Annotated in this window: 15 protein-coding genes; 10 read left to right on the top strand and 5 right to left on the bottom strand. The window is 67.7% G+C overall.

All coding sequences use genetic code 11. The features are described from left to right. The first annotated feature begins 3 nt into the window (after positions 1–3). A complete protein-coding gene (locus KWG56_RS08860) occupies positions 4–942 on the top strand; it encodes an MlaD family protein (RefSeq protein ID WP_201099464.1) in 939 nt (312 codons plus the stop codon). Beyond that, positions 939–1,553, top strand: coding sequence for an ABC-type transport auxiliary lipoprotein family protein (locus tag KWG56_RS08855; protein ID WP_244999710.1), 615 nt, complete (start codon positions 939–941; stop codon positions 1,551–1,553). The genes KWG56_RS08860 and KWG56_RS08855 overlap by 4 nt, the downstream gene beginning before the upstream one ends. 55 nt (positions 1,554–1,608) lie before the next feature. On the opposite strand, the gene KWG56_RS08850 is transcribed toward KWG56_RS08855, so the two are convergent. Beyond that, entirely contained in the window at positions 1,609–2,259 is a 651-nt protein-coding gene (locus KWG56_RS08850) for a 3-oxoacid CoA-transferase subunit B (RefSeq protein ID WP_219354476.1), read from the bottom strand. Between the two features lie 4 nt (positions 2,260–2,263). Then, positions 2,264–2,965, bottom strand: coding sequence for a CoA transferase subunit A (locus KWG56_RS08845; RefSeq protein WP_201099466.1), 702 nt, complete (start codon positions 2,963–2,965; stop codon positions 2,264–2,266). A 160-nt stretch (positions 2,966–3,125) separates the two neighbouring features. On the opposite strand from KWG56_RS08845, the gene KWG56_RS08840 reads away from it, so the two are divergent. The 6 genes from KWG56_RS08840 to KWG56_RS08815 all read left to right on the top strand — a co-directional run bounded on the left by KWG56_RS08840 (position 3,126) and on the right by KWG56_RS08815 (position 9,456). Then, positions 3,126–3,539 (top strand): DUF2177 family protein, encoded by a 414-nt coding sequence (locus tag KWG56_RS08840; protein WP_219354475.1) that lies wholly within the window; start codon positions 3,126–3,128, stop codon positions 3,537–3,539. Positions 3,540–3,680: 141 nt separating this feature from the next. Continuing rightward, a complete protein-coding gene (locus KWG56_RS08835; protein WP_219354474.1) occupies positions 3,681–4,958 on the top strand; it encodes a lipopolysaccharide biosynthesis protein in 1,278 nt (425 codons plus the stop codon). Continuing rightward, positions 4,939–6,090, top strand: coding sequence for a UDP-galactopyranose mutase (gene glf / locus KWG56_RS08830; protein ID WP_219373684.1), 1,152 nt, complete (start codon positions 4,939–4,941; stop codon positions 6,088–6,090). The genes KWG56_RS08835 and glf overlap by 20 nt, the downstream gene beginning before the upstream one ends. After that, a complete protein-coding gene (locus tag KWG56_RS08825) occupies positions 6,087–6,998 on the top strand; it encodes a glycosyltransferase (RefSeq protein ID WP_219354472.1) in 912 nt (303 codons plus the stop codon). Before glf ends, KWG56_RS08825 begins: the two co-directional genes overlap by 4 nt. After that, complete coding sequence (locus tag KWG56_RS08820; RefSeq protein ID WP_219354471.1) at positions 6,983–8,239, top strand: O-antigen ligase family protein; 1,257 nt, start codon at positions 6,983–6,985, stop codon at positions 8,237–8,239. Before KWG56_RS08825 ends, KWG56_RS08820 begins: the two co-directional genes overlap by 16 nt. Continuing rightward, complete coding sequence (locus KWG56_RS08815; RefSeq protein ID WP_219354470.1) at positions 8,236–9,456, top strand: glycosyltransferase; 1,221 nt, start codon at positions 8,236–8,238, stop codon at positions 9,454–9,456. Before KWG56_RS08820 ends, KWG56_RS08815 begins: the two co-directional genes overlap by 4 nt. Here the strand turns inward: KWG56_RS08815 and KWG56_RS08810 are convergent. The 3 genes from KWG56_RS08810 to KWG56_RS08800 form a co-directional block, all read right to left on the bottom strand. Further along, complete coding sequence (locus tag KWG56_RS08810; protein ID WP_219354469.1) at positions 9,399–10,457, bottom strand: glycosyltransferase family 4 protein; 1,059 nt, start codon at positions 10,455–10,457, stop codon at positions 9,399–9,401. The genes KWG56_RS08815 and KWG56_RS08810 overlap by 58 nt on opposite strands. Then, positions 10,444–11,550 carry a glycosyltransferase family 4 protein gene (locus tag KWG56_RS08805; RefSeq protein WP_219354468.1) on the bottom strand — a complete coding sequence of 369 codons (1,107 nt, stop codon included), beginning with the start codon at positions 11,548–11,550 and terminating at the stop codon, positions 10,444–10,446. The genes KWG56_RS08810 and KWG56_RS08805 overlap by 14 nt, the downstream gene beginning before the upstream one ends. Positions 11,551–11,619: 69 nt before the next feature. Then, the gene (locus tag KWG56_RS08800; RefSeq protein ID WP_370874314.1) at positions 11,620–12,081 is read right to left on the bottom strand and encodes a peptidylprolyl isomerase; all 462 of its coding nucleotides are present in this window, start codon (positions 12,079–12,081) and stop codon (positions 11,620–11,622) included. A 73-nt stretch (positions 12,082–12,154) separates the two neighbouring features. On the opposite strand from KWG56_RS08800, the gene KWG56_RS08795 reads away from it, so the two are divergent. Continuing rightward, a complete protein-coding gene (locus tag KWG56_RS08795) occupies positions 12,155–12,865 on the top strand; it encodes an RlmE family RNA methyltransferase (protein WP_201099476.1) in 711 nt (236 codons plus the stop codon). Beyond that, positions 12,862–13,917 carry a DUF2332 domain-containing protein gene (locus KWG56_RS08790; RefSeq protein WP_219354467.1) on the top strand — a complete coding sequence of 352 codons (1,056 nt, stop codon included), beginning with the start codon at positions 12,862–12,864 and terminating at the stop codon, positions 13,915–13,917. The genes KWG56_RS08795 and KWG56_RS08790 overlap by 4 nt, the downstream gene beginning before the upstream one ends. Positions 13,918–13,922 lie beyond the last annotated feature (5 nt).

Below are 13,922 nucleotides of genomic sequence, written 5' to 3'. Positions count from 1 at the left end.
ATTATGGAACGAGACGCACATTACGCGGCGGTCGGCATCGCCACCATCGCCCTGTTGGCGGCGCTGGCGGTGTTCACCATCTGGCTGGCCCGGCTGCAGTTCAACAGCGACTACGACCTGTATGACATCGTCTTCTACGGGCCGGTGAACGGCCTGTCCGAAGGCGGCGAGGTGCATTTCAACGGCATCCGCGTCGGCGAGGTCACCGACCTGCACATCGACACCAAGCGCGGCGACCAGGTGGTGGCCCGCGTGCGGGTCGACGCCACGACGCCGGTGCGCGTGACCTCGCGCGCGCAACTGGAGCCGCAGGGCATCACCGGCCTGAACTACATCCAGATCACCGCTGGCGCGCCTGACAGCGCCCTGCTGAAGGACCAGTATCCGGACAATGTGGTGCCGGTGTTGCAAAGCCAGCCGTCGCCCATCGCCGAACTGCTGAGCGGGTCGGGCACGGTGCTGGCCCAGACGGTGGATGCGCTGAACCGGATCAACCGGGTCATGTCGGACGACAACATCCGCAGTTTCTCCACCAGCGTGAAGAATGTCGAGGCCCTGACGACCGAGCTTGAGGCCCGCAAGGCCATCTTCCAGCAGCTGGAAGAGGCGGTGACCAACGCCAATGCGGCGGTCAAGGAGTATCAGGGCCTGGCGGTCGATACGCGCCAGATCATCAACACCGACGGTCGCCAGGCCATCGCCAACATCAATCAGGCGACGGGCGAGGCGCGCACCGCCATCGCCTCGGCCAACCGGACCATTTCGGGTCTGGAGCAGCCGCTGGGCGACTTCTCGACCTCGACCCTGCCGCAACTGCGCGGCACCATCGAGGAACTGCAGGACGCGACGCGTTCGCTGCAGTCGCTGATCGACGACGTCCGCACCAGTCCGCGTGACTTCATCGGACGCCCGCAATCCAAAGAGCTGGAGGTACAGCCGTGATCCATCGTCGTATCCTTCAACTGGGCGCCGTCGTCGGCGTCGTCGGGGCGCTGGGCGGGTGTCAGGTGCTGAAGACGCCGCCGCCGGTCCAGACCTATCGCTTCGGCCTGCCGGCGGAGCTGCCCGCTGTGGGCGACAACCCGTCCACGACCACGGTCGCGATCCGTCGCATCGAATTCCCGACCGCCAGCGGCAGCGACCGCATCCTGGGCGTGACGGGCACGGAGACAGCCTACATCGGCGGCGCGCGCTGGGTCTCGCCCGCCTCGACCCTGTTCGATGAAAGCCTGAAAGCGGCCTTCGCCACCCGCGCGGACCGCATCCGCGTGCTGGACCGCCGCGAGCCGGGGGCGTCGCCTCTGGTGCTGCAGGTGTCGATTTCGACGTTCGAGGCGCGCTATTCGGCGCCCGGCGCGGCGCCTGACGTGGTGATCTCTGCGCGCGGCCTGCTGCGGTCCACGCAGGGGCAGGGACGCACCATCGAGCGGGTCTTCACTGTGACGCAACCCGCCGCCGAGAACCGCGTCTCGGCCATCGTCGACGCCTTCGATACGGCGACGCGGGACATCAATACGCAAATCGCCGACTGGACGATCCAGTCGGCGAAATAGGCGGAACAGTTTCGTCCCCTCAGGCCAGGCTTGAGGGGACGTTTTTCTGTGCGGGCTATTGCAGTCCGGCGGCCACCGAATAGGTCGCCTCGGTCTTGGCCGCGACCTCGTCCAGGGTGACGCCTTCGGCCAGTTCGATCAACTCCAGACCGCCGCCGTCCGGCTTGACGTCAAACGTCGCAAGGTCGGTGATGATGCGGCTGACGACGCCCGTGCCGGTCAGCGGCAGGGTGCAGGATTTCAGCACCTTGGACTGGCCGTGCTTGTTGGCGTGCTCCATGACCACGACCACGCGCTTGACGCCCGCGACCAGATCCATGGCGCCGCCCATGCCTTTCACCAGTTTGCCGGGGATCATCCAGTTGGCGATGTCGCCGTTTTCGGCCACCTCCATCGCGCCCAGGATCGACAGGTTGATGTGCCCGCCGCGGATCATGGCGAAGCTGTCGGCGCTGCTGAAATACGACGACTCGGGGATTTCCGTGATCGTCTGCTTGCCGGCGTTGATCAGGTCGGGGTCTTCTTCGCCCTCATAGGGGAAGGGGCCCATGCCCAGCATGCCATTTTCCGACTGCAGGGTGACGGTCATGCCTTGCGGGATGTAGTTGGCCACCAGGGTCGGGATGCCGATGCCCAGGTTCACATAGAAGCCGTCCTGAAGCTCCTTGGCGGCGCGTTCAGCCAGTTGTTCGCGAGTACGAGCCATTGGATTAAGCCTCCCGCTGACGGACAGTGCGCTGTTCGATGCGCTTTTCGGACACGGTCTGGATCAGACGGTCAACATAGACGCCTGGCGTGTGGATCTGGTCCGGGTCGATGGAGCCGACGGGGACGATCTCCTCGACCTCGACGATGGTGACCTTGCCGGCCGTGGCCATCATCGGGTTGAAGTTGCGGGCGGTCTTGCGGAAGACCAGATTGCCGCGCTCGTCAGCCTTCCAGGCCTTGATGATCGACAGGTCGGCGACCAGGCCGGTCTCCATGACGTATTTGCGGCCGTCGAACTCGCGCACCTCCTTGCCTTCGGCGACCAGGGTGCCCACGCCAGTGGCGGTGAAGAAGGCCGGAATGCCTGCGCCGCCTGCGCGGATGCGCTCGGCCAGGGTGCCCTGCGGGTTGAACTCCAGCTCCAGCTCGCCGGCCAGATACTGACGCTCGAACTCCTTGTTCTCGCCGACGTAGGACGAGATCATCTTGGCGATCTGGCGGGTGCCCAGCAGCTGGCCCAGGCCGAAGCCGTCCACGCCGGCATTGTTCGAAACGACCGTCAGGCCCTTCACCCCGGAATCGCGTAGGCCCGCGATCAGGTTCTCCGGAATGCCGCACAGGCCGAAGCCCCCCGACATGACCATCATCCCGTCGAAGGTCACCCCTTCGAGCGCGGACGTGACGTCAGCGTAGATCTTTCCCATCGGTCTCCCTTTTCACCGTCTGATGAATATTGCGGCGTCGGACCGCTCTTAGTCTGGAAGCGATCTAAGGGGCAAGGGCTGATGACGACAACTGCGATGCATCCGAAACTGGCGTTCGGCCGTATGTCTTTTGACGCACAGGCTGTCGGGAGAGATCACCATGATCCAATATGTCGCCGCCTATCTGGGCGCGGGCCTGACCTTTGCGGTGATGGACGCGGTGTGGCTGACCACCATGACCGACCGCTTCTATCGCCCGATCATCGGGCCCATGCTGGCGGACAAGCCGGACATGGGGGCGGCGGCGGCCTTTTATCTGATCTCCATTGCGGGGACGGTCTTCCTGGCGATTGCGCCCGCGCTGAAGGATGGAAACTGGTCGCGGGCGGCCATCACCGGGGCGGTGCTGGGGTTCGTCTGTTATGCGACCTACGACCTGACCAATCAGGCGACTCTGGCGACGTGGAGCACGAAGTTGACGCTTGTGGACATGGCGTGGGGCACGGTGCTGACGGCTGTTTCGGCGACCGGCGGATACTTCGCCGCACGCTGGGCTGACGGGCGTTTCGTCTGAGGCGCTGCAAGGGGGGAGAATTTTTACTGGCGATCACCGCCATCGTCATCGTCCGCACCCTGGGGCTTCCCAGCTTTGCTATTTTCGCGACCATTCCAACGTGCTTAACATCGCGCCTGGGTTGATCTTGTGGGGGCGAGGTTGGGGGACGGGCGGCATGGGCTGCTGTCAGCGCGGGGGCTGACGGAGGCGGCGCTGGTTTACGCCGCGCATGTCTTTCGCCTGATCGCGCCCCTGCTGCTGTACCCGGTTCTGACGCGTCGGCTGGGGCTGGAGGCGTTCGGTCATTATGCAGCGGGCCTGTCGCTGGCCCTGATGGTTTCGGCGGTGGTTGAATACGGGTTCGGCCTGTCGGGACCGCGTGACATCGCGCAGGCGAAGGTGACTGAGCGCGGGCGCGTGGTCGGTCGGGTGTTGGGCGCACGGCTGTGGCTGGCGCCGATCGGGCTGCTGTTGGGCGGACTGCTGGCCCTGATTAATCCGGTGGTGAGGGGCGATCCGGGCGCAATTGCTGGCGCGCTGGCGCTGGGCGTGGCGCAGGGGTCAAGCGTGCTGTGGTTCTTTCAGGGCGTACGGAGGCCCGGCGTGGCGGCGACGGCGGAGATGCTGGGGCAGGGTGCTGCCATGGCGGTGATTCTGTGCTGGACCGGCGTGTCGGTTGGCGGGGCGCTGGCGGTGCAGGCGCTGGGGCTGGGCGGCGGGATCGCGGCGGGGGCGGTGCTGATGATCCGCCAGGCGCGCCCGATCTGGCCCACGGCGCGAGAGGTTTTGGCGGTGCTGCGCGGTGATCTGGCCCTGTTCGTCAGCCGGGGGCTGATCGTGGCCTATACGGGGGCGTCGGCCTATGTGGTGGCGGCGCTGGCGGGACCGGCTCAGGCGGCTCTTTATGGCGTGGCGGACCGGCTGGTGCTGGCGGCGACCTCCTTCCTGCGGCCCTTGGCGGGACTGGTCGGGCCGAGGATCAGCGGCCTGATGCGCGATGATCCCGACGCCGCCTATCGCACCACACGATGGAGCCTGATCCTGACGCCGGGCGTGGCGGGAGCGGGGGCCTTGGTCGTCATCCTGTGCGCGCCGTTGGCGGTCCGTCTGCTGTTCGGCGTCGCCTTCGCCCCGGCGGCGGAGGTGTTGAGGGTGCTGGCGCTGATCCTGCCGTTGGTCGCCGTCAGTCAGGTGCTGGGGCCGCAGTTGATGACGCCGCTGCGGATGGATCGAGCCTTCGCCATCGTGGTCGGGATCGGGTGCGGGGTCACCCTGATCGCCGCCGCCGTGATGGCGCCGCACGCTGGAGCAATGGGCATGGCCTGGGCGCGGGTGATCGGCGAGGCGGCGGTGGTCGCGGCCTGCGTCCTGTGCCTGCGGGCGCACTGGACGCATCTGAAGTCTGGACTGCGGGGGAATGATGCCGCAGCGGTATGACTGGTTGATCGTGGGCGCGGGCTTCACCGGGGCGACGGCGTCGCGGCGTCTGGCGGAGGATTTCGGTCAGACCGTGCTGCTGATCGACCGGCGCGGGCATCTGGGCGGCAACGCATGGGACCGGCGCGACGAGGGCGGCCATCTGGTCCACGCCTATGGGCCGCACATCTTCCACACCAACAGTGCGCGCATCTTCACATTCTTGAGCCGGTTCACCGAGTGGCGACCGTACTTCCACCGCGTGCTGGCCCATGTGGACGGGCGTCTGGTTCCCGTGCCGTTCAATCTGGATTCGATGGCGGCCCTTTTCCCGGCGCGAATGGCCGAGCGGCTGTCGGAAAAACTGATCCAGCGGTACGGGTTCGGCGCGCGGCCCAGCATCGACACGCTGCGGCATGAGGCGGACGACGCCGATCTGAAGTTCCTGGCGGACTATGTCCATGACCGGGTGTTCGTGAACTACACCACAAAACAGTGGGGCGTGGGGCCTGACGCGCTGGACGCCTCGGTCACCGCGCGGGTGCCGGTGGTGGTCAGCCGCGACGACCGCTATTTCGCCGACCGCTATCAGGCCATGCCGCGCGACGGCTATGCGGCCCTGTTCCAGCGAATGGTCGATCATCCGAACATCCATGTGTCGCTGCAGACCGAGCACACGGACGTCGAGGCGGCGCGGTTCGAGCGCATGATCTATTGCGGGCCGCTGGATGAGTATTTCGGAGCGTCGGCGGGCGCCTTGCCGTACCGCAGTCTGCGGTTCGAACATCAGGTGGTTGAGGCGGCGGATGGCCAGCCGGTTGGGACCGTCAACTATCCCAACGAGTTCGACTTCACCCGCATCACCGACTTCCGCCATCTGAGCGGAGAACGAGGGACGACGACGGCGCTGCTGACCGAATATTCGATGGCGCACCAGCCGGGCGTGACGGAGCCCTATTACCCCGTGCCCTCACCAGACAGCCGGGCGCTGGCGGCGACATACAGGCAGATGGCGCAGGCGCTGGCGGGGCGGGTCTGGTTCGCCGGAAGGCTGGCCGATTATCGGTATTACAACATGGATCAGGCGGTCGGGCGGGCGCTGAGCCTGGTGGACAAGGAGCTGGCTCCGGCGCTGGAGCGGACGGCGGCATGAGCGGCGGGGTTTGGGCCGTGGTGGTGACGTGGAACCGGCGGGTGCTGCTGGAGCAGTGTCTGCAGGCCTTGATGGCGCAGACGCGGGCCTGTGACCGGGTGCTGGTGGTGGACAACGCCAGCGACGACGGAACGGCCGAACGGCTGGCCGCATGGGGCGACCGGATCACGGTGCTGAGGCTGGATCGGAACACCGGCGGGGCGGGCGGTTTCAGCGCGGGCGTTCGGGCGGCGGTGCAGGGCGGGGCGGACCGGGTCTGGCTGATGGACGACGATGTCCTGCCCGATCCGCAGGGATTGGAGCGGTTGTTGGCGGCGGAGCAGGCGTTGGCGGCGCGGGGCGTCGAGGCGGCCTTCCTGTGTTCGACGGTGCGGACGCCGCAGGGAGCCCTGACTAATGTGGCCGAGGTGGATGGGCGGCTGAATGATCTGGGGTATGCGGCCTGGGGCGAGCATCTGGATCTGGGGCTGATGGCGACGCGGCAGGCGACGTTCGTGTCGTTGCTGGCGTCGCGCGATCAGGTGCTGGCGCGTGGCCTGCCGCTGGCGCCCATGTTCATCTGGGGCGACGATACGGAATATACGTTGCGGCTGTCGAAGGATCGGCCGGGGTTTGTCGTGGGCGACAGCCGGGCCGTGCATGTGCGGGCGGCGCCGGGGGCGCTGAGCCTTGCGCATGAGACTGAGCCGGGGCGGATCAGGCTGCATCGCCTGCTGACCCGCAACGTGATCCTGACCAAGCGGCGGCACGAGGGGCGAGCGTCGGCGGCGCGCTATGCCGCATCGCGGGTCCGAATGGCGGCGGGGCTGGCTGTGCGGGGGCAATGGCGCAAGGCGGGGGTGCTGCTGGCGGGGGTGATCGACGGCTTGGGCTTCGATCCGGAGGTCGAGTTTTGCGAAGCGCGGTGAGGGTGCTGCGCAAGGGGCGGTTCCGCGCCCTGGCCCCGCCCGTGACGGTGGAGGAGCTGTCCAGACTGCACGAGCGGGCGGCGCTGGCGCTGTTGGGATTTGGCGTGACCCTGCCGATCTTCCTGGCGCCCGGCCATCTCAGTTCGCCGCGTCTGTCGGACCTGGGTCTGGTGTTCGCCTTGCCGATGATCGTGGCGCGATGGCGACGGTTGGGACGGGGGCTGAGGGGGTTCTGTGCGGCGTCCGTCGTGGTCTTGCTGCTGACCCCCATGCTGCAGATGGTGAGGATCGGCCAGACGCCGAATCTGCCCGATGTCGTCTTCTGGTCCCGCTGGATTGCGGCGGCTGTGGCGGCGACGGCGGCGGCCCATGCGGTGGTCGCGGACCGACGACGCAGGCGGTTGTTCTTTCTGGCGATGACGGCGGGCGCGGCCTGTCATCTGGCGACCTATGGGTTGCTGGAGATCATGGGGCGCGGCGGGCTGGAGGCGATCGGGCTGGCGTCGCCGCGCGCAGCCCTGACGACGGCGGCGGCGCAGGCGCGAATCACGACGGTGGCCGAACATCCAAACGCCGCGATGGCCCTTATCGGTCTGGCGGTTCCGGCCTGCCTGGCGGCTTCGGCGACAACGATGGAGCGGCGGTTGCTGGCCTATGTCGGCGCCGGCATGGTGCTGGCGGGCTTTGTCTGCACCCTGTCGCGGGGCGGGACGCTGGCGGCGGCGCTGGCGATGCTGGTCTGGGTTTTGATCCGGGCGAGACGGGCCGACGGGCGAAATCCGTTGGAGTTTTTGATCCTGACCTGTCTGCTGGCGGGCGCCGCTTTGGTCGATCAGGTCATAGGCGGGGTGGTTGATATCGCGCGGTTTGCAGCGCGGTTCGATGCGTCGACCCTGGATGAGAACATCGGCGGGCGGGTTGAGACCTGGGTGCGGGCATTGGGGTTCATCGCCAACCATCCGCTGGGCGTGGGCTGGTCCTCGCCGCAGGAGTTGGGGCCGTTTCGCGGGCTGACGGTCAGCCATAACGGCTATCTGTTCATGGCCAGGACGGTGGGCGTGGTCGCGGCTGCGGCCCTGCTGGCGCTGCATGTCCGCTCGGCGCTGAAGCTGGATGTGTTCGCGCCCCTGGCTGTGTTCGTTCTGGTCATGATGAGCAGCGAGGATCTGACGCAGGGGGCCAGTTTCATTTTCGTCGCCTGTCTGACGGCGGCGCTGGCGTTTCGGCGGCGCGCGCCATGAGGGTGCTGCTGGTCAACACCCTGTATCCGCCGGACAACGAGGGCGGGGCCGAACGCAGCGTGGCGCAGCTGGCGCATGGACTGGCGGTCGCAGGCGTTGATGTGATGGTGCTGGCGCTGAAGGCGGACGGGACGGCCGGCATAGAGCGTAAGGGCGCCGAGACGGTGTGGCGCGCGCCGATGCGGAACCTGTACTGGCCCTATGACGGCGCCGCGCGGTCGGCGGTTTTGCGGCGGGGCTGGCACGCCATAGAGGCGTTCGGGCGGACGATGGACGGCGCAGTGGCCGAGGTGATCCGGCAGGCGCAGCCCGACCTGGTCCATGCCCAGGTGACGACAGGGTTTGGAACCTCTGTGACGCGGGCGGCCAGAAGCGCAGGCCGGCCCGTGGTGCAGACGGTGCGAGACTATTCGCTGATGTGCGCGCGGGCGGCGATGTTCCGACAGGGACGCAGGTGCGGTCGGCGTTGCGATGACTGCGTGCTGCTGACGACAAACAAGAAACGGGCGTCGCAACGCGCGCAGGCTTGGGTCGCCGTCAGCGCCAGTCTGGCCGGGGCGCATGAGGCGCAAGCCTATTTCAAGGGCGTGCCGGGCCGGGTGATCGGCAATGCCGTAACGACGGTGAAGGCGTCGCCCCGTCCGGGGTTCGATCAGGCGCCGGAACTGGTGTTCGGCTTCATCGGGCGGATCGAGCCAGAGAAGGGTGTCGAGATTCTGTTGCAGGCGGCGATGCGGCTGGGCCACGGCTGGCGGCTGAAGATCGCAGGGCGTGGCGCTGCGGCCTATGTCGCGGACCTGAAGCAGCGGTTCGATGAACCGCGCATCGACTGGCTGGGGCAGGTCGAGGCGGAGGGGTTTTACCGATCAGTCGATGTGGTTGTGACGCCTGCCCAGTGGGGTGAACCGTTCGGGCGGTCGGCGGCGGAGGCCGTGGCGCAGGGGCGGGGGCTGATCGTCTCACACATCGGCGGCCTGCCGGAAGCGGCGGGGGATGCGCCGTTTGTGATGCAGGTCGACCCTGGCGATGTGGCGGGTCTGGCCGAGGCGATGCAGCGGGCGCTGGATGGACGCGAGGACTGGCGGTTCGGCGCGATGATCAACAGCCGCACGCCGCCGCGGTGGACTGAGGCAGCGGTGATTGAGGCGCATCTGGCCCTCTATCGCGAGGTTCTGACCAGGGCGTCCAGAACGGCGGCGGACTCGTCCCAACTGTAGGCGGCGACGCGTTGGCGGGCGATGGCGCGCCATTGCGGATCGGGAGGAATAGCCATGCTGGCGCTCATCAGGGCGGCCAGGGCGGCGTCGTCGTGCGGGGCGAAATACAGGGCGGCGCCAGCGCAGACTTCGTGCACGGCGGGAGTGTTTGAAGCCAGGACCGGGCATCCCTGTGCGAAGGCCTCAAGCGGGGGAATGCCGAACCCTTCATACAGGCTGGGGAAGATCAGGGCGCGGGCCTGTCGCAGCAGACCGGCGACGGCGGCGTCGCCCAGCCGTCCGGCGAAGATGATGCGAGGATCGTCGGCGTGAAGGCGGCGGAACACCTTGTCGTCCTGGCCCCCGACCAGAACCAGCCGCACGTCCGGATCGGCCAGGCGGTCCAGAGCGCGGGTCATCACCGGAATGTTCTTGTTGGGCGCCAGATTGCCCAGGGCCACGAAGAAGGGATGGCCTTCGAGCCCGAGCCGCGCCGGAGCCTGCAGGTCCGGCGTTAGGCGGGCGAAATGGTCCGCGCCATTGGGGGCCAGGGCGATGGCGCCGGCTGGCGTTCCCAGCACGACGGACAACTCGGCGCGAGAGAAATGAGAGACTGTCGCCAATCTCGCGCGCCGGGCCAACGCACGACCCAGCATACGATGAAGGCGGGCGTATCCGGGGCGGAAATGCTCAGGGTGGCGAAAGACGGCGGCGTCGTGGATCACCACCGTCTGGCGCGGGTGAAGCAGTGGGCCTGCGCCGCCAAGACTGAGCAACGGGCCGCGCCGGGCGGCATGGGCCAGCACAGTCTGTTCCCAGACGTGCCCCGAGCCGGGCAGGCGGCGTATGGGGATGGACGTCAGGTCAAACGAGGCGGCGTCGCCGGGCGCCAGCAGCATATAGTCGGCGGCGTTCGGGCGGCGATCCAGGGCGCGCACGATCTCACGCCCATAGCGCTGTACGCCGCTGACTGGTTGGGCCAGGAAGCGCCCGTTCAGATAGACCGTCTCAGGCCCCGGCAAGGTGGCGCACGGTGAAGGCCTTGCGATAGACGGCGATTGTTTCGTCCGCCATCCGCCCGATCGAGAAGGCCTGGACGAAGGCGGGGCTGACGGGTTGTCGCGGGCGGTCGGCCCAGTCGATGATGGCGTCGGCGAACTGTTCCGCAGAGGCGTCGAGGGGCAGGGCCTGGCCCTGGGCGCCGGCCTCAAGAACAGCATTCGCGCCGCCGTAGGCGGTGCTGAGCAGGGGCAGGCCTGACAGGGCCGCCTCCAGCACGACATAGGGCAGGGCCTCGAAACGGCTTGGCGTCACCAGCATGTCCAGCGCGGGCAGCAGGGCGCGGGCGTCATGATCGGTCAGCAGCCGAACCGCGTCGCCGCCCGCCGCGCGCGCCTGATCCAGCAACGGTCCGCCGCCGATCATAAGGCCCCGGATGCGGGGATCGCGCCCGGCGGCGATGCGGACGGCGGCGGCGAAGCGCACCGGGTCCTTCTGATCGACGAAGCGGCCGATGAAGCCCGCGACGACCGCGTCATCCGGCAGGTTCAGGGCGGCGCGGACGGCCTGGCGGTCGGCTGGGTCAGGCAGATCGACGCCATTGGGGATCATGTAGAGGCGGTTATCGGGAAACTTCCAGCGTCGGGCCGTGGCGGCTTCTTCCGCCGAGACGGTGATCACGGCGTCGCTGGAGGTGCGGGCCAAGAGGCTTTCGATCAGACCGAACAGGCGACGGAAACGTTTTTCACGGTTCAGGGTGACCAGGGCGTGCGGGGTATAGACCCGCGCGGCGCCGAAGGGGGCCGCGAGCCGTGCCAGGGCGCCGGCCTTCGAACTGTGGCCATGAATGAGGTCGAACGGCCCGATCTTGAGGATCAGGCTGCGAAGCCTGAGAAAGGCGCCGATGTCCCACAGGCCGCACGCCCGACGCATCGGAAGGCGGTGCAGGGCATGAAGGGGAAGGGCGGCGACCTCGGCCTCGAAGCGCGGCTCAGCGCGGGTCGGCGAATAGATCAGGGAGACTTCGTGTCCGCGCTGAACCAAGGCCCGGGCCAGGTCGATGACGTGGCGGCCAGAGCCGCCGCCGGAAGGTTCGATGACCAGTAGTACGCGCAAATGACGCCCCCCGACGCACCTCTACAGCATGCAACTGAAAGGAAACGGCGAAGGGCGTCAAGATTGTGTTTAGGCGACGGTCGCCTTGACGATCTTGCCCGGTGCGCGCGGCGGCTCACCCTTGGGCAGGGCGTCGATGTGCTCCATGCCCGACTCGACCTGACCCCAGACGGTGTATTGCTTGTCCAGGAAACGGGCGTCGTCGAAGCAGATGAAGAACTGCGAGTTGGCGCTGTTCGGATCGGAGGTGCGGGCCATCGAGCAGACGCCGCGGACGTGGGGCTCGGCCGAGAATTCCTGCTTCAGGTTCGGCTTCTTGGAGCCCGAGGTGCCGGTGCCGGTGGGGTCGCCGCCCTGGGCCATGAAGCCCGGGATCACGCGGTGGAAGACAACGCCGTCGTAGAAGCCTTCCTTGGCCAGTTCGGTGATGCGTTCGACGTGGCCGGGGGCCAGGTCGGGGCGCAGCTTGATGACCACATCGCGGGCTTCGCCGTCGCCGGTGTCCAGGGTGAAGGTCAGGGTTTCGGCCATTTCGGTCGTCCTTTTGGGGGTTGATTTGAGGCGGGACATAGCCCGCAACGCGTGTCGGGGCTATGTGGGAACGATGAGTGAAGACGAAAAGCCTCAAGAACGCAGACGGATGGTGCGGCCGCCCACGGGTGGGACCGCCGCCGGACGCAGCATGGGCACGAAAATGAAGACGGCCGACACCAAGTCGATGTCGAGCCAGCAGTGGATCAAACGCCAGCTTTCGGACAAGTGGTCGGAGCGTGCGCGGGCGGAGGGCTGGCGTTCGCGCGCGGCCTTCAAGCTGATCGAGATCGACGACCGGTTCCACCTGATCAAGCGCGGATCACGGGTCATCGACCTGGGCGCGGCGCCGGGCGGTTGGCTGCAGGTCGCGGTTGATCGCGGCGCGGCGGCGGTGGCGGGCGTGGACCTGCTGATGATCGAGCCGGTGCCGGGCGCCACGGTGATCCAGGCCGATTTCACCCATCCGGGCGTGGACCAGCAACTGCTGGACGCCATCGGCGGTCCGCCTGATCTGGTGCTGTCGGACATGGCGCACAACACCGTCGGCCACCGCCAGACGGACCACCTGAAGATCATCGCCCTGATCGAGATCGCGGCTGACTTCGCCATTCGGACCCTGCGTCCGGGCGGAAACTTCGTCTCCAAGAACTTCCAGGGCGGCGACGCGGGCGGGGTTCTGGCGCGGTTGCGCGACGAGTTCGAGACGGTGAAATACGTCAAGCCGGAATCGAGCCGTAAGAACAGCGCCGAAGTCTTCCTAGTGGCGCTGAATAAACGATGACTGAGGCTGTCGTCCGACAGGCGTTTCTGGATCAGGCGGTGATCTGCACCGCAGCGGGGGCGCCGTTTACGGGGCGGCTCTGTCGCCTGGTCGGAGAACGTCTGACGGACGAGGGCGAGATCGGGCGGCGGGTGCTGAACTGGCCCGGTGCGCCGTCGCATCAGGACGACGCTCTGCCGTTGAGGCTGATGGGCGGGCTGCATGCGCTGGCGCGGTCGGGCCGGGCGCCGGAGTTGACGACGATCTATCCGCCGCAAGATGCGCCGGATGACGAGACTGTCTGGACTGTCGTGGCGCGGGCTTTAGTCGAACAGGCCGGGTTTCTTTCGCCGTGGCTGGACGGACCGCCGCAGACCAATGAGGTCGGGCGGTCGGCGGCCCTGATGGCGGGTTTGCTGGTGCTGGCGGATCAGTTACGCCTGCCGTTCGCGATTTATGAGATGGGGGCCAGCGCCGGACTGAACACGGTGCTGGATCGGTATTCCTTCAGGCTGGGCCAGACGGAAGCGGGCGCGGCGGGTTCGCCCGTGCGCCTGACGCCCGTGTGGACGGGAGCGTCCCCGCCGCAGGCCGAGGTGCGGGTGGTGCGGCGCGCGGCGGTTGACCGCAATCCGCTGGACATGCGCGACCCGGCGACGCGTGAACGGCTGAGCGCCTACGTCTGGGCCGATCAGCGGGAGCGGCTGGCGCGGCTGGAGGCGGCGTTGCAGCTGGCGGCGGCTGACCCGGCGCCGATCGCGCAGGCCGATGCCGCCGACTGGCTGGAGGCGACGCTGGCGGTCGAGCCTGAACCGGGCGTGTGCCGGGTGGTGATGCACACCATCGCCTATCAGTATTTTCCGCCCCAGGCGCAGGCGCGCATCCGTGATCATCTGGCCAGGGTCGGCGCGCGGGCGACGCAGGATGCGCCGCTGGCCTGGCTGAGTTTCGAGGCGGCGTCGGGCAGCGTGGACCGCAGGCCTGCGCTGGACCTGACCTTCTGGCCGGGCGGCGAAACCCGGCGGTTGGCGATCAGCCAACCGCACGGGGCGGATATTGCGTGGCGGCTTTAGGCCTG

The sequence above is a fragment of the Brevundimonas nasdae genome (genome assembly GCF_019395145.1).
Taxonomy (GTDB): domain Bacteria; phylum Pseudomonadota; class Alphaproteobacteria; order Caulobacterales; family Caulobacteraceae; genus Brevundimonas; species Brevundimonas nasdae.
The sequence above is the reverse complement of the archived record's forward strand: the minus strand, read 5'-3'. Positions and strand labels throughout refer to the sequence as shown.